This is a genomic window from Cypionkella sinensis (genome assembly GCF_042646385.1).
Lineage (GTDB): Bacteria > Pseudomonadota > Alphaproteobacteria > Rhodobacterales > Rhodobacteraceae > Cypionkella > Cypionkella sinensis.
This window is the reverse complement of record NZ_JBHRTO010000001.1, coordinates 934226-949052: the sequence shown is the minus strand read 5'-3', so window position 1 is coordinate 949052 and position 14827 is coordinate 934226. Positions and strand designations below refer to the sequence as shown.

The window sequence follows — 14827 nt, the reverse complement described above, 5'->3', positions numbered from 1 at the left end:
CCCTGAGAATTTCTAGGCGCGACACTATAATAGCGCCCGGCCGATGGGGGCGGACGGGCGCTGCCCAGCGGCGCCAGAGCGCTTTGATTCCGGGCAAGATCAGTTTGCTTGGCCGACAGAGAATACGGAGTCCGCAGCCTAAACTGCCAAATGGACGCCGGTCTATCTTGACAACCCGCCCCCACTGCCGTCCCTTGCAGCATCCGGATCAGCGCGTCTCCGGCCCCCAAAGGGAAAAAGACGCAAGCGCGACAAATCGCGAGACCATCATGGCCCTAGAAGACGCCAAATCCGAGATCGACACCGCTTTCACCCGCACCACGCAGCGCGGCTATGCCTTTGAGAATGCGTTCTCAGGCGCGACCAGCTTTCTGCGCCGCACCTACACCAAAGACCTGACTGGGGTCGACCTTGCCATCACCGGCGTGGCGTTTGACCAAGCCGTAACGCACCGCACCGGCACCCGCTTTGGCCCGCGCGCGATCCGTGAGGCGAGCAGCCTTCAGCCCTACGATCCGCCATATGGCTGGCCCACCAACCCGCTGGAAGAGATGAACATCATCGACTACGGCGATGTCGCCTTCGACTATGCCAAGACCTCTGACTTCCCCGATACCCTGACCGCGCATATCGCCAAAATTCTGGCCGCAGGGGCGGGGACGATCACCTTGGGGGGCGATCACTACATCACCTTGCCGATCCTGCGCGCCTATGCCGAGAAATTCGGGCCACTGTCAGTGATCCATTTCGACGCCCATTCCGATCTTTGGCCCGATGACGATCTGACCCGCATCGACCACGGCACCATGATGTATAAGGCGGTCAAGCAAGGCTATGTCGACCCGAAACGCTCGGTGCAGATCGGTATCCGCACCACGACCGAGGATTATCTGGGCTTCAACGTGATTGACGCGCGTTGGGTGCATGAAAACGGCACCGATGCTACGGTGGCCAAGATCAAGCAGATCGTTGGGGAACATCAAACCTATGTGACCTTCGACATCGACGCGCTCGACCCCTCGGTGGCCCCCGGCACCGGCACTCCGGTCTGGGGCGGGCTGCATTCCTGGCAGGCCGCTGCCATCCTGCGCGACCTCGCGGGCATCAACATGGTTGGCGGCGATATCGTCGAAGTCTCGCCGCCCTACGATACCACAGGGGCGACGGCGATTGCAGGCGCCCATGTCGGATATGAGTTGATTTGCCTTTATCACTGGGCGAAAACACAAAGATGAGAAAATCCATGGTCCTCGCAAGTGCTGTTTTGATTCTCGCTGCGGGGGCCATGGCCTATATCCGGCTGGCACCCAGCGATCCGACACAGTGGAACGTTGCGTTAACGCCGCGCCCCGCGCAGATCACCACGCCCAGCCCCGACAAAATCACCGTTCTGAATGATGGTGCCTATGTCGATCTGAACGTTGCCGCGGATCAGACGCAGGCGCTGCTGGCCAAATTGGATGGCATTGCATTGGCCAGCCCGCGCACCCAGCGCGTCGCGGGCAGCGCGGAAACCGGGCGGATCACTTGGGTCACGCGCTCGGCCTTCTGGGGCTTCCCAGACTACACCACGGCCGAATCTACCCCCACAGGCATCACGATTTTTGCCCGGCAACGGTTTGGTGCGGGTGATTGGGGCGTCAACGCCGCGCGACTTGCGGCGTGGATAACCAAGTTAAATACCTGAAAATGGGTCTGGTTCCCTGAAATTTGCCTATATTCTGCCGAAGCTGCGGAATCGGGCGGCGGAATCTTGCCAACAGATATTTCAGTTTGTTGAACTTCTGCTCAGATCAGGGAATGTCTGCCGCAACGCAGCGAAAGCTTGGATCAACCAAGATGCCGCACCGCGATCAGAACAAAAAGACTTGGGACATTCACATGGCTGTAACTCTTCGTCGTCTGGCAGCTTTGCCACGCTTGGCTGCTTTGTGCAGCGCTCTGGCCCTGACGGCCGCCTGCGTGCCGAACAATGCACAAGTGACGATGCTGTCGACGCATCCCGATTTGATCGAACCCGGCCTGAACCCGAACTTTGTCGCCACCGCTATCGGCAACGCCAAGGCGAAACGCGCCAAGGGCCAAAAGGTCTGGTGTGTGCCCTTCGCCCGTGACGCCAGCGGTGTTGAGATCAAGGGCAATGCTGGCACCTGGTGGAAACAAGCCAAGGGCAAGTTCGAGCGTGGTCATGATCCGGTGGTGGGGGCAGTGATGGCGTTCTCCTCGACTCGCAAACTGCCGAAGGGCCATGTCGCCGTGGTGTCGAAAGTCGTGTCAGACCGCGAAATTCTGATTGATCACGCCAACTGGAAGCCCAGCCAGATCTCGTTGGGCATGACGGTGGTTGACGTTTCTGCCCAAAACGATTGGTCGGTGGTCAAGGTCGCCAGCGCCGGCGATACTTTGGGTCGCCCCTACCAGATCGACGGCTTCATCTGGAAAGCCCCGGCGAAAAAATAGTTTCGGTTTGCACCCGAGGTAATTGCCTTCCGTGACTGACAGCGTCACGATCCAACCTACCTGAATGCGTGGCTTCAATTGCTTGGTCTGGCCCCAGTCGATCTTGCGCCTAGCGTTTCTGCGGCGGAACGCGATCGCGCCCGGACAGAAATTCACGCCGCACCGCTAACCCCCCCCTCATGGTAAAAGCACTGACTCAATGGCATGCGCCGGATGGCCTTCGCCGGCATCCACAAGCAACCGATGCCCCACCTACTGAGAGACCATCGCGTTATCAGCAGTCCGCTATGCTCATGCGTGCGAAGGCACCCCCGATGAACTTGTTGCCATAAAAATGCCGAAATTTGTGGAGATTTCGCGAGTCAGAAAATCTTGTGCCCTTCAAATGGTGGACTTAATGCCGACAGTGAATGTGATCATAAATGGTGATTTCGACCAAGGCTCGACTGGCTGGACTGGAACTGATCTAGAGACCAACTATACCCACGACGTTTATGTCGTGGGGGGAACCCCAACCAACCATGTCGCTGAAATGGATGGCACCGCCGCCGCCGTCACGGTCATGCAACAGAGCTTCATGATTGATCAGGCTGGAACCTACCCGCTTCCTTTGTTTCATCCTTAAGAAACAACTGGGGGACGGTTAGCCCCGGCAATGGCGAGGGTTTTACTGTCGAAATCCTCGATTCTCATGGAAACGCCGTTTTTTCAACATCCGTCTTTCCGTCCACATACACGCTTGATCCTTACAGTTTCGACGTAACATTCCCTGCATCTGGCAATTATACACTGCGCTTCACCGAACTCGGTGCAAATCAAGGCGCCGGAGCAATCATTGACAACATTGCCATCCATGTTCCTTCACCAATATGCTTTACCTCTGGAACAATTCTGCAGACCGAAAACGGGTTAAAGAAAGTCGATGATTAGCAAGCCGGCGATCGGCTGCTTACCCGAGATCGCGGCTACCAACCCATTGTCTGGATTACGTCGCGCAGCGTCAGCGCAGCTATGCTTGCCCGTCATCCAGAATTGCGCCCGGTCCGTATCCCAGCCGGCGCACTTGGGCACAACATACCGGAACAGGATCTCCTGATCTCGCCTCAGCATCGCGTTCTGATTACGTCTCAATTAGCGGAACGCATTTTCGGGGAAAGAGAGACGCTGATTGCTGCCAAGCAACTTGTCGGGGTTTGTGGGATTGAGGTTGTCAACACGTGTGGGCCGGTGACTTATTGGCATTTTCTGCTGCACCAGCATGAAGTGGTTTACGCCAATGGCGCGCCGTCTGAATCTTTGTTCACGGGCCCAGAAGCACTCAAATCCATCAGCACGGAACAACATGGCGAAATCCTGAAGATATTCCCCGACCTTGCTGCGCGGGGCTTCCAGCCGAGGCCCGTCCGTCCGTTCGCAAAGGGCCGCAAGATGGTGAGCTTCATCAGAACTGCACGCGCCAGCTCCCAGCCGCTGCTCATCGACGCACAATAGATGACGTGTGCTGCGACAAGTTAGGTGGTGCGGGTTACAATGGCTGCATTGCTAACTCCATGGCCCTTGTGGTGGTGGCGCTGTTTTAACCAAGTCATCCCATCGGGGTCCTTTCACTTGAAGGAGAACTTCTTACCCGGAAACGGTGGGATCAAACTGCCAAGCCCTCTGGCCCCTTGACCGCGACGCTGCGATTGGCCAAACCGCTGCCATGGTTCCGCTAGAAAAACTCGCCCAGATCACCCAGCGTTTCGAGTTTCTCGAAGCAAAGCTCAACGCAGGTGCTTCGCCTGCCGAGATCGCAACGCTGTCGCGTGAATATTCTGATCTGAAGCCTGTCGCGGATGAGATCGTGGCCTATAGGCGGGCGCTGGATGATCTGGCCGAAGCTGAACTGATGCTCGCCGATCCCGAGATGAAGGCTTTGGCCGAGGATGAACTGCCCGCCCTCAAAGCCCGCATCCCGGAAATGGAATCGAGGCTGCAAATCGCGCTGCTGCCGAAAGACGCAGCCGACGCGCGGCCCGCCATCCTCGAAATTCGCCCCGGCACTGGCGGCGATGAAGCGGCCTTGTTCGCAGCAGACCTTCTGCGGATGTATCAGCGTTTTGCCGAGAAAATGGGTTGGACGTTTGAAATCCTCGAACAGCAAGACAGCGAGCTCGGCGGTATCAAGGATGTGCAGGTGCATATCGCGGGCGAGGGCGTGTTCGCCAAGCTGAAGTTCGAATCCGGGGTGCATCGCGTGCAGCGCGTGCCGGAAACCGAGGCGCAGGGCAGGGTGCATACCTCTGCCGCCACTGTCGCCGTGCTGCCAGAGGCGGAAGAAGTTGATCTGCAAATCCCGGCCTCTGACATCCGCATTGATACCATGCGCGCCTCTGGTGCGGGCGGTCAGCACGTCAACACCACCGACTCGGCGGTGCGGATCACCCATATCCCCACGGGGATGATTGTGGTCTCGGCGCAGAAGTCACAGCACCGCAACAAGGAAATCGCCATGCAGGTGCTGCGCGCCCGCCTGTTCGATCTGGAACGCGCCCGCGTCGATGATGCCCGCGCCGCCGAACGGAAATCTCAGGTCGGCTCTGGGGATCGCTCTGAACGCATCCGCACCTATAACTTCCCGCAAGGAAGGATGACCGATCACCGCATCAACCTGACGCTCTATTCGCTGGGGCAGATCATGCAGGGCGATCTGATCGAAATTGTCGATGCCTTGGTCGCGCATGACCAAGCTAGCAAACTGGCCGAGATGGAAGGATGACCGCCCAAGACGCCCTGCGTCTGGCGATCCCGCGTCTGATCGCTGCTAGCATCGACAACGCCCCGCGCGACGCCCGCCTGCTGCTGGCCCATGCGATGGGCATTGCGGCAGACCGCCTGACCCTGCATCTGCCCGATGCCCTCAGCGCCGCTGCTGAAACTGCGTTTGACGCCGCGATCACTGCCCGAATCCATCGCCAGCCGGTCGCGCAGATCACCGGTCAGCGCCAATTCTGGGGCCGCAGCTTCAAGGTGACGCAAGACACCCTCGACCCGCGCCCCGAAACCGAAATTCTGGTGGCCGAGGCGCTGACGCGCCCCTTCGTCAACATGCTCGATCTTGGCACCGGCACCGGCTGCATCCTGCTCTCGTGCCTTGCCGATATGCCGATGGCGCGGGGCTTGGGCAGCGATCTTTCGCCCGCCGCACTGGCTGTCGCGCAAGAAAACGCCATTCGCCTGAACCTTGGCGCGCGCGCGCGCTTTCAGCAATCCGATTGGCTGAAGGCAATCCCCGGCCGCTTCGATCTGATCACCTCAAACCCGCCCTATATCGCCGCCGACGAGATGCCGCATCTCTCGCCCGATGTGCTGCAATGGGAGCCGCACGCCGCGCTGACCCCCGGCGGCGACGGCTTGGACGCCTACCGCGGCATTGCCACGCAAGCCCCGGCGCGGCTGCTGGCAGGCGGGCGGCTGCTGCTCGAAATCGGGCCGACACAGGCCCAAGCCGTCTCGGCGATGCTCGCGGCCCAAGGCCTGCACAACATCCGCACTTTGCAGGATTTCGACGGCCGCGACCGCGTGGTTTGCGGCGAAAAGCCGCAAGACGGCGATATGTGCGGCTAGGCCCCGCCGGTTCACAAGAATCTGCTTGTCAGAACCGCCCCCCTGTGATTATTCAATGCCACGCGACATTCGGTGCAATTCGGCACTGACCCGCGCAAACCCGGTCATTGCAACCTTGCCCCAAGGGCAGACGATCCCCGAAAGGATCAGGCGCATATACCCGGACCATCTGGATCAAAGGACAAGATGCGCTCTTCCAAGTCCCGTTCGCGTTCAAAGACGAACCGCCCGCGCACCCTCGGCAATATCATCAACCGCGTCTTCGACAGCTCTGGTCCCGAAGGCAAGGTGCGCGGCACGCCGCAACAGATCATCGAGAAGTATCAGATGCTGGCGGGCGACGCGCAGCGCTCGAACGACCGTGTGGCGGCTGAAAACTTCAGCCAGCACGCCGAGCATTACACCCGCATGTTGGCCGAGGCCACGCGTGAGATGGCCGCCGAACAGGAAAGCCGTCAGCAGTTTCAAGGCGGCCAGAATGGCCAAAACAACCAGAATGGTCAGAACCATCAAAACAACAACCGCGATCGCCAAGATTACCGCGCCGAGCGTGGCGATTTCCGCCCCGAGCGCGGCGATGCGCAGGATGGCGAACAGCCCTACACCAGCGGCTTCAACGTGGTGGATGAAGACGAACATACCCTCGTCGATCTTCCCGAAGCAAACCGCGCCCAACCGCGCCCAGACAATTACCGCCGCGACAATCAGCAGCGTGAGGGCAACCAACAGCGCGACAACAACCAGCCGCGCCGTCAGGATAACTACCGCCAAGACGGCAACCGTCAGGAAAACCGCCCGCGTGACGACAAGAACCGCGATCAGCGCCAACCCCGCAATGATCAGCCCCGAAACGATCAACAGCGCAATGACCAGCCGCGCAGCGAGCGTCCGCGCAACGACGCGCCGCGCTTTGTCAGCGCCCGCGAAGATGCCCCGGCGCGCGAGCCCGCTGCCACCGAACCAGCACCGCAAATCGTCACTGCCGAAACGCCGCAGCCGATCATGCCCCGCTTTGAATCGCCCGCAGCCGTCGTGGCGCAGGTCGAAGCCGCTGCCGCGCCCGCAGCGGCCCCAGCCCCCGCAAAGGCCCCGCGCGCCCCGCGTGCGCCCAAACCCGTGGCCGAGGCTCTGCCGGGCCTGGAACCCGCACCGAAACCCACCCGCGCACCCCGGCAGAAAAAGCATGCCGCCAGTGAAGCGGGCTCGGATGCAGGCCCAGCGGGTAAAACCGAAGCCGCCGAGTAAATTCGACCAAACAAGCCAAACAAAAGCCCGCAGCACGCGGGCTTTTTGCTTTCCGGTGAATGTCAGCCCGCTGCGACAATCCGCGCCAGCGCGCAGAACCGTTCCAACTCGATCTCCTCGGCCCGCGCGGTCGGCGCAATCCCCGCCGCCTCTAGCTGCGCCTCGATCGCAGGCCCCATGCCTTTGAGGCTAGAGCGCAGCATCTTGCGCCGCTGCCCAAAAGCCATCGTGGTGATCCGGTTCAGCACCGCCTCATCCGCCGGAAACCGTGGCTCTGCCAGCCGGGTCAGATGCACCACCGCCGAATGCACCTTCGGCGCGGGCGTGAACGCCTCGGGCGGCAGATGCATCACGATCTTCGCATCGCAGCGCCAGCCTACCAGCAGCGCCAGCCGCCCATAATGATCCGAGCGCGGCTTGGCCACGATCCGCTCGGCCACTTCCTTCTGAAACATCAGCGTCAGGCTTTGCCAGAATGGCGGCCAGACCTTTGGTGTCAGCCAGCGGATCAGCAGTTCAGTGCCGACATTATAGGGCAGGTTCGCCACCACCCGCACCGGAGCCTGCAAATGCCCCAGCACATCGACCTCCATCGCATCGGCGTTGATCACCTCCAGCCGCCCCGGATAGGCCGCGCCGATCTCGGCCAGCGCGGGCACGCAGCGCGGGTCTTTCTCGACCGCCAACACCCGCCGCGCGCCTTCTACCAGAAGTCCGCGCGTCAGCCCGCCGGGGCCGGGGCCAACCTCCAGCACATCGCAAGCCGACAAATCCCCCGCCAGCCGCGCGATCTTGGCGGTCAGGTTCAGATCGAGCAGAAAGTTCTGCCCCAACTGCTTTTTCGCCACCAGATCATGCGCCTTGATCACCTCACGCAGAGGCGGCAACCCGTCAATCGTGCCCACTGGTCATCCTCTCTGCTTAAATATCCCGGGGTCCGGGGCAGCGCCCCGGGGGCTACCCCAACCGCGCCGCCGCCATCTCATGCGCCATCTTCAACGCTGCAATCAAACTGTCTGGCCGCGCCAAGCCCTTGCCCGCAATATCATAAGCTGTGCCATGATCGGGCGAGGTGCGCACGAACGGCAACCCTAGCGTCACATTCACCCCGCCATCGAAATCAAGCGTTTTGATCGGGATCAGGGCCTGGTCGTGATACATGCAGATCGCCGCATCGTAACCTTCCCGCGCGCGGGCGTGAAACATCGTATCCGCCGAGGCTGGCCCGCGCAGATCAAATCCCTGCGCGCGCAGCCGCTCCAGCACCGGGGTGATCAAGCTGATTTCCTCGGACCCCATCGCACCGCCTTCGCCCGCATGCGGGTTCAGCCCCGCCACCGCAAGACGCGGCTGCGCCAAGCCGAAATCGCGGCGCAACCCGGCGTCGGTGATGCGGATGGTGGCCTCCAACAGCTCTGCCGTCAGCGCCTGCGGCACGTCGGCCACCGCGATATGGATCGTCACCGGCACCACCCGCAGCAGGGGCGAGGCAAGCATCATCACGACCCGATCTACCCCTACCAGATGCGCCAGAAACTCGGTATGGCCGGGAAAGGCAAAGCCCGCCCCGTCTTTCAGCGCTTTCTTGTGGATCGGTGCGGTGCAGATCGCCGAGGCTTGACCGCTTTGCACCAGCGCCACCGCGCGCTCGATCACCTCGATCACCCCCGCCGCATTTTCCGGCGCAGGTTGGCCGGGCAAGGCGGGGCTGGCAAAGCGGTGCGGCAGAACCGGCAGCAGATGCGCTGGCACTTGATCGGCCTCGGTCGGATCATCAATCACCGCGAAGGCATCCGATCCCAGATGGCGCGGATCACCGATCCAGAACAGTGGCACGGCGTCACCCAAGGCCTGCCGAGCCGCCAGCGCCAATTCCGGGCCAATGCCAGACGGATCACCGCAGGTCAGCGCAACGGCCAGAGTCATGGCGTGCGGATCATGGCTTCCGTGCGCAGTTCTTCCAGATAGATATCTGCCTGCGCCCCGAGAATCTGGTTGGTCAGTTGGATCTTAACCTCATCCCGGCTGGGCATCGTGTTTTCCGCAGGGCCACGACGGCAGAGCATCAGGAACACCCGCCAGCCGCCCCGCGTCACCGTGGTCGAGGATTCGCCGGCATCCAGCAGCGCCAGTGGCCCTGCCAAGTCGCGCGGCACCTGCGCCTGCGGCACGGTTTCACGGATAAGCCGATCCGCGGGAAGCCCCTTGGCCTGCGCATAAAGATCGTTGCAGGTATCCACCTTGGCGCGCACCTTGGCCGCCGAGACGCCATCATCGGGCAGCAGGATCGCCGCATAATCCACCACGATGGCGCTGGTCGGTTCCAGCATTTCCTGCTTTTGCTCTTGCATCTGATAGATCACGACAGAGTCGTCCAGCACCACTGGGGCCGAGACCTGACCTGCCGACAGACTGCGCACCGCCTTCGCCGCATCCGGTTTCAGCGCGGTCAGCAGCATCCAATCCAATGCTCCACCGCGCGAAGCCGATGGCCCGCTGGAATTCTGCCGCGCCAAGCTTGCGAAATCTTCACCACCGCGCAACAGCAGACGCAGGTGATCCGCTTTTTGCAGCGCCGCAGTGCGTCCTGCACCGACCGCTGGAATCACGATCTCTGAAAGCCGCACCTTCAGCGCAACCATCGGCCTGCCATTGGCCAGTGCGCGGTCGATCTGGGTTTCCGAAATCGACACGGTGGGCGCAAACTTACCCCGGATGATCTCGCGCCAGACAAGGCCCGCTTCAACGAAATCGCGGAAACTTTCGGGCTGCACGCCCGCCTCGCCGATAGCCTGAATAAACTGATCCGCCGTCAGATTGGCCCGAGCCGAGAACTCTTCCATCCCTGCCTTCAGCTTTTCAGGGCTGATCTTGACACCGAACTGTTTGGCCGCCGACATCCGCAGACGGTCGTCTACCAAAGTGTCCATCGCGGCCTTGTCCAGATCACCGGGCTGGCGCAGAATCTGCATGAACAGCTTGCGTTGGTCCAACTCAAACTGAGTGATCACCTGATCATTGACGATCTTCACGGGCGTGAACGGTCCTGCCTTGGCGGCAGCCCCAAACCCTACTAGCGCCATCAGCGCCAGAACCATCGTTATACCTGCGGGTCGCACCATGATCACCTGCCGTCGTCCGTTTCTTGTCCTAGCGCCGACACTGGCGCGCAGGCCCCGGCGCAGAACTGCCGCCAAAGCCCAGAAGTTCCACCGAAAGCCCGAAATCCGTGGTCGGCTTCACACTAGTCGAGGACGTGAACCGACGCGAGAGAGAAAGATCGACCAGCAGACATTCGTTGCGAAAGGTCACGCCCATCCCCGCCTTGGCCGCGCGCTCTGCCTCAAAATCATAGCGGCTGGCAACACGTCCGGTCCAGTTGTCGCTGAACTGATAGCTTGTCGCCAACGTCAATTCAGAAATCGGTGTGGGGCGGTTTTCCAGCGGATCGGCCACGGTATGCACGTAATTGGTGATCACAGCGAAGCGATCGCCACTGTAGGCCGCCTGCAACTCGGCTTTGGTCATGTTGAAACTGTCGTCAAACAGCAGTCGGTTGGCCAGATTGAAGCCAGCCATATCCAACTGCCACGACGCCATCCAATCCGAACTGGTGCCATTCAGCCCCGAACCGACGCTGAACTGCCCCAGATCATCCGCGCGCAGCACCCGACCCACCGTCACGCCCAGCGTCCAGCCGTTCGGGTCCAGCCGGAGATAGCTGATGCCCAGATTGGCCCGCGTGCCGTTTTCGACCGCATCCGCACCCGGAAACCGGCTGAGGTCGAACAGATTGGCCTCGTCAAACTCCACCAGCGTCGAATCCTCGTTCGGAATCGAGCTGCCGGTGCGCGAGGCCATCACGATCTGCACCACTGGCTCGATCACCTGGGCCACGCCATTGGCCTGAGATTTCATCCACGGCCAGCGCAATTCCGCCCCGACTGCGGCATGCGAGCGCGTCTTACTGCCCTCATAAATCGCATCCTGACCGATCAGATAGAAATCCGCAGCAGCCTCACCCAGCACCGCCGCTTCCATGCCGTTGTCCAGCAGAAAATTCCGCCGCCAATCAGCGCGTAGCGATACACGCTGCATGTCGCGGCCATCAACTATACCATCGCCGTCGCCGTCATTCACGGCATCGTTCGAGGTGCGCTCGTGACCATGCGCCTGCAATTCAAAGCCGCCCTCACCGCCCCAACCGCCCAGCGTGAACCGCCGATGATAGGTCAGATCCGCCACCCGAGACGGTAGGGCCGCATTGTCCTCGCCATCGCGGATCGAGTGGAACGCGATCAACCGCCCCGAGATGTATTCATTGCGCCGGGTCCGGCTTACTTCGGCACGGCTTTCCAGACGGTCGACCGTTGGGTAGTCGTAATCGAGAATATAGGCCGGATCGCTGACCGCCTCGACGCGCAGATCCAGCCGGAACCCACGCGGCAGCGAAAATGCGCCCGTACCAAGGACGTATCCGCGGGTCTTGCCGGGCAACAGATCATCGCGCGACACGCCGCCCGAAATCTCGATCTCGCCAGTGTCAAATGCCTGACGATAGCGCAGATTGAAGGTGCGGCTGCCCTTGGTGGTGAAGAAGGGTGTGACGGTCAGATCGCGGCTGTCACCCATCTTGATGAAATACGGCAGCATCAGCCCGGTGCCAAGGTTCGAGCTGTTTTTCAGCGAGGGCAACAGAAAGCCCGAGGCGCGTTTCAGCGTCGGATCAGGCATCCGCAGGCGCGGAATATAGGCGATCGGCACACCGCCCAAACGGAACTGCGCGTGATCGAAATACAGCTGCCGTTCCGCCTGATCATGCACCACCCGGCGGGCGCGGATCTCCCACAGCGGCGTCGAACTGTCTGCGCAGATCTTGCAACTGGATGCCACCACGCGCTGCATCGCTGTGTAGCGCCCGCTCACCCGCTGAATCTCCGCCGCCGCCAGTTGCAACTGTTGCTGCAACACCAGCCGCGCCGACGTCAGCACGCCTTGGGTGAAATCAGCACTCATCTCGGCCTGACTGGCCAAGATGACCGTGCCTTTGCCATCTGTCAGCACGATCGGGCCTTCGATCACCAGCCGGTCATTGGCTTGATCATAGGTCACGCTTTGCGCGCTCAGTTTCTGGCCCTGATAGAAAATCTCGACATGACCACGCGCGATCAGGGTGGAGTTGTCCTGAATTTGCAGCGCATCGGCGATCAATGTAGCCTTATCCTGCGCCAAAGCTGGCAGGGCGCAGAGCAGGGCGGCGATAAAGCTAAGCGCGCGCAGCATCAGCCGTCCTCCAGATGCAACAACAGCCCCAAAGCCAGAAAGGCTGCGGCAATCGGCGGGCTCCAAGCGGCTAAAAGCACCGGAATCTGGCCGTTCTGCCCCAGAACCTGCGCGAAGTTGCGCAGGAAAAAGATCAGAAAGCCCCCCAGCAGCGCCAACAGCACCATCTGCCCGGTTTTGCCAAAGCGCGCGTGGCGCATGGTAAAGCCGGCCGCAATAAGCACCATCGCCGCAAGCAAGACCGGCAAGGCCAACTCCATCTGCATCCACACCTGATAACTGCGGGCCGAAAAGCCGGCACGCTCCAACGCCTTGATATACGAGGGTAACGCCCAAAACGCCACAGCCGAGGGCGCCCCAAAGCCATCGCGCAAACGATCTTTTGTCAGATCGGTCGGCAGACGCAGATCGACGGCGCTGGCAAGCGCGGTCTGCTCGGGGTTGGCATCGGTCAGTGACCAGCGTTTTGCACCATGCAGCAGCCATTCGCCGGGCAAAAGCTGCGCCGAGGCCGCTTCGATCCGTTGCGTCGGCGTGCCTTCGGGGCCAAAGGTGATCACCGTGACGCCCTGCAAAGTCGTGCCATCAGGATCACTGCGCACCGCCTTGATCACCGATTGCCCGGCCGCATTGCCCTGCCGCATCCACAAGCCATCATCCGACAGCGACAGCACCGAGCCTTCTTGCCCGCGCTGCGCCGACAAACGGTCATAGGCTTTCGAGGTCGCCGCCACCAAGGGGTTGAACACCGCAACCGCCACCGCACCAATCAACAAAGCCATCACCACCGGAGCTGCCAGAAAGTGCAGCCCCGATCGCCCCGCCGCCCGCACCACCACCAGTTCCGATGATCTGGCCAGACCCAGAAACAGCGCAATCGCTGTCAAGATCATGATCAGCGGCAAGATCTGATACAGGCTTTCCGGCACGTTCAGCAGCGACAGATAGGCGGCACCACCCAAAGTGACCCCGGCCTTGCGTAACTGATCAATCACGTCGATCAGCAGCAGGATCGCGGCGAACACCGCGAATACCAGCCCGAACATCTTCAGGAACCGCCGCGCAATATAAAAGGTCAGCGTCATGCCGTCACCGCCGCAAGCTTGGGCACCCGGCGCGGGCGCTGCGACAGCCACAATTCGGTGATGCCGATCAGCGTGCCCAGCACCGGCGCCACATAGGCCAACGCCCAACCGCCCGCCATATCTTCGCCCACACTCGTCGCCACCGTCGCAATCGCCTGCACCACCAGTAGCAACACCACAGCCACACCCACCTGCCGCCACAGCCCAAACCGGCTGAACGCGCCCAGCAGCAGCGACGAAAACCCGATCAGCGCCGCCGCCAGCGCCATGAAGGGCTGGGCAATACGGTCGTGGCCTTCAAACATCATGCTGGCCTGCGTCTGCCGCACCTCTGCCGCCAAGGCCTCGGTGGGGGCCAGCAGTTCTGCCGTTGGAAGCTCGGCCATATTGCGCGACCGCGCGGCAGGAACCTGCATCAGGCCCGCCAGATCATAGGTGAAATCGGCAAAGCGCGTGACAGAAAGTTGCGCCTTGGCTCCCAGAAACTGCACCATGCCATCCACCATCAACAGCTTTGGCCCCGAATCCGTCCGCGCAAAAAACGCTTTCTTCGCTGTGTAAATCGCCCGCTGATCCGCCACGCGGTCATCTGCCAGAAACAGATCCAGCAACTCGCCCGTCGGGGCAATCTCGCGGATATACAGCGTGATGCCATCGCTGGGATGGATGAACTGCCCATCCTTCAAAAACCGTGCCGAGACATTTTGCGAAATCGCCTCGGACCGCTCGGCCAGCGCACTGCGGCTCGCGGGCACCAACAGATGCGTCAGCACCAGCATCATCCCCGCCACGATCAGCCCGAAATACCACACCGGGCGCGCCAGCCGAAATGCCGAGAATCCGGTCGCCTGCATCACCACAAGTTCGGATTCCGACATCAGCCGGTTGGCGACATAAACCGCACCGATGAAGGCCGAAATCGGCAGCACCAGCCGGATCACATTCGGCAGCGTCAACAACGAGAATTGCAGGAACACCAGCGCCGATTGGCCATCGCCGATCAACTGATCAAACAATCCAACCGCGCGGTTCACCCAATAGACCGCCACCAGCACTAGCGAGAAAAACCCGAACAGCGCTAGCAGTTGCGATAGCAAATAGCGGTCGAATCTTGCCACACCAGCCCCAAAGCCAAAATCATCTGGGCG

At 61.2% G+C, this 14827-nt stretch carries 12 protein-coding genes and 2 pseudogenes; 8 read left to right on the top strand and 6 right to left on the bottom strand.

Annotated features, from left to right (window positions below):
- Window positions 1–269 precede the first annotated feature (269 nt).
- The 8 genes and pseudogenes from speB to ACFOGH_RS04685 all read left to right on the top strand — a co-directional run.
- Window positions 270–1235, top strand: coding sequence for an agmatinase (gene speB / locus ACFOGH_RS04720; RefSeq protein ID WP_380071912.1), 966 nt, complete (start codon window positions 270–272; stop codon window positions 1233–1235).
- An 8-nt stretch (window positions 1236–1243) separates the two neighbouring features.
- Window positions 1244–1687, top strand: a complete 444-nt coding sequence (locus ACFOGH_RS04715) for a DUF1499 domain-containing protein (protein WP_380071911.1) — start codon at window positions 1244–1246, stop codon at window positions 1685–1687.
- A gap of 194 nt (window positions 1688–1881) precedes the next feature.
- A complete protein-coding gene (locus ACFOGH_RS04710; protein WP_380071910.1) occupies window positions 1882–2460 on the top strand; it encodes a CHAP domain-containing protein in 579 nt (192 codons plus the stop codon).
- Between the two features lie 397 nt (window positions 2461–2857).
- Complete coding sequence (locus ACFOGH_RS04705) at window positions 2858–3085, top strand: hypothetical protein (RefSeq protein WP_380071909.1); 228 nt, start codon at window positions 2858–2860, stop codon at window positions 3083–3085.
- 317 nt (window positions 3086–3402) lie between these two features.
- Window positions 3403–3951 (top strand): annotated as a pseudogene (locus tag ACFOGH_RS04700) (Hint domain-containing protein); the annotation flags it as partial.
- 211 nt (window positions 3952–4162) lie between these two features.
- Window positions 4163–5218 (top strand): peptide chain release factor 1, encoded by a 1056-nt coding sequence (prfA, locus tag ACFOGH_RS04695; protein ID WP_380071908.1) that lies wholly within the window; start codon window positions 4163–4165, stop codon window positions 5216–5218.
- Window positions 5215–6066, top strand: coding sequence for a peptide chain release factor N(5)-glutamine methyltransferase (prmC, locus tag ACFOGH_RS04690; RefSeq protein ID WP_380071907.1), 852 nt, complete (start codon window positions 5215–5217; stop codon window positions 6064–6066). Before prfA ends, prmC begins: the two co-directional genes overlap by 4 nt.
- Before the next feature lie 186 nt (window positions 6067–6252).
- Window positions 6253–6508 (top strand): annotated as a pseudogene (locus ACFOGH_RS04685) (DUF4167 domain-containing protein); the annotation flags it as partial.
- Window positions 6509–7373: 865 nt separating this feature from the next.
- Here ACFOGH_RS04685 and rsmA read toward each other — a convergent pair.
- Genes rsmA through lptF form a run of 6 tightly spaced genes read right to left on the bottom strand, consistent with a single transcriptional unit; the run spans window position 7374 to window position 14797 of the window.
- Window positions 7374–8216 carry a 16S rRNA (adenine(1518)-N(6)/adenine(1519)-N(6))-dimethyltransferase RsmA gene (rsmA, locus tag ACFOGH_RS04680; protein WP_380071906.1) on the bottom strand — a complete coding sequence of 281 codons (843 nt, stop codon included), beginning with the start codon at window positions 8214–8216 and terminating at the stop codon, window positions 7374–7376.
- A gap of 52 nt (window positions 8217–8268) precedes the next feature.
- Window positions 8269–9237 (bottom strand): 4-hydroxythreonine-4-phosphate dehydrogenase PdxA, encoded by a 969-nt coding sequence (gene pdxA / locus ACFOGH_RS04675; RefSeq protein WP_380071905.1) that lies wholly within the window; start codon window positions 9235–9237, stop codon window positions 8269–8271.
- Entirely contained in the window at window positions 9234–10433 is a 1200-nt protein-coding gene (locus ACFOGH_RS04670; RefSeq protein ID WP_380071904.1) for a peptidylprolyl isomerase, read from the bottom strand. Before ACFOGH_RS04670 ends, pdxA begins: the two co-directional genes overlap by 4 nt.
- A 28-nt stretch (window positions 10434–10461) precedes the next feature.
- Window positions 10462–12594 carry an LPS-assembly protein LptD gene (locus tag ACFOGH_RS04665; RefSeq protein WP_380071903.1) on the bottom strand — a complete coding sequence of 711 codons (2133 nt, stop codon included), beginning with the start codon at window positions 12592–12594 and terminating at the stop codon, window positions 10462–10464.
- Window positions 12594–13679: an LPS export ABC transporter permease LptG gene (gene lptG, locus ACFOGH_RS04660; protein ID WP_380071902.1), complete on the bottom strand. Its 1086-nt coding sequence runs from the start codon at window positions 13677–13679 to the stop codon at window positions 12594–12596. The genes ACFOGH_RS04665 and lptG overlap by 1 nt, the downstream gene beginning before the upstream one ends.
- Window positions 13676–14797 carry an LPS export ABC transporter permease LptF gene (lptF, locus tag ACFOGH_RS04655; RefSeq protein WP_380071901.1) on the bottom strand — a complete coding sequence of 374 codons (1122 nt, stop codon included), beginning with the start codon at window positions 14795–14797 and terminating at the stop codon, window positions 13676–13678. The genes lptG and lptF overlap by 4 nt, the downstream gene beginning before the upstream one ends.
- Window positions 14798–14827: the final 30 nt, after the last annotated feature.

What these genes read in the sequence shown, in the direction of transcription:
- ACFOGH_RS04710 (WP_380071910.1), top strand. Translation starts at nt 1,882, where the DNA reads ATGGCTGTAACTCTTCGTCGTCTGGCAGCTTTGCCACGCTTGGCTGCT.
- speB (WP_380071912.1), top strand. Translation starts at nt 270, where the DNA reads ATGGCCCTAGAAGACGCCAAATCCGAGATCGACACCGCTTTCACCCGC.
- ACFOGH_RS04665 (WP_380071903.1), bottom strand. Translation starts at nt 12,594, where the DNA reads ATGCTGCGCGCGCTTAGCTTTATCGCCGCCCTGCTCTGCGCCCTGCCA.
- prmC (WP_380071907.1), top strand. Translation starts at nt 5,215, where the DNA reads ATGACCGCCCAAGACGCCCTGCGTCTGGCGATCCCGCGTCTGATCGCT.
- pdxA (WP_380071905.1), bottom strand. Translation starts at nt 9,237, where the DNA reads ATGACTCTGGCCGTTGCGCTGACCTGCGGTGATCCGTCTGGCATTGGC.
- lptG (WP_380071902.1), bottom strand. Translation starts at nt 13,679, where the DNA reads ATGACGCTGACCTTTTATATTGCGCGGCGGTTCCTGAAGATGTTCGGG.
- ACFOGH_RS04715 (WP_380071911.1), top strand. Translation starts at nt 1,244, where the DNA reads ATGGTCCTCGCAAGTGCTGTTTTGATTCTCGCTGCGGGGGCCATGGCC.
- ACFOGH_RS04705 (WP_380071909.1), top strand. Translation starts at nt 2,858, where the DNA reads ATGCCGACAGTGAATGTGATCATAAATGGTGATTTCGACCAAGGCTCG.
- prfA (WP_380071908.1), top strand. Translation starts at nt 4,163, where the DNA reads ATGGTTCCGCTAGAAAAACTCGCCCAGATCACCCAGCGTTTCGAGTTT.
- ACFOGH_RS04670 (WP_380071904.1), bottom strand. Translation starts at nt 10,433, where the DNA reads ATGGTGCGACCCGCAGGTATAACGATGGTTCTGGCGCTGATGGCGCTA.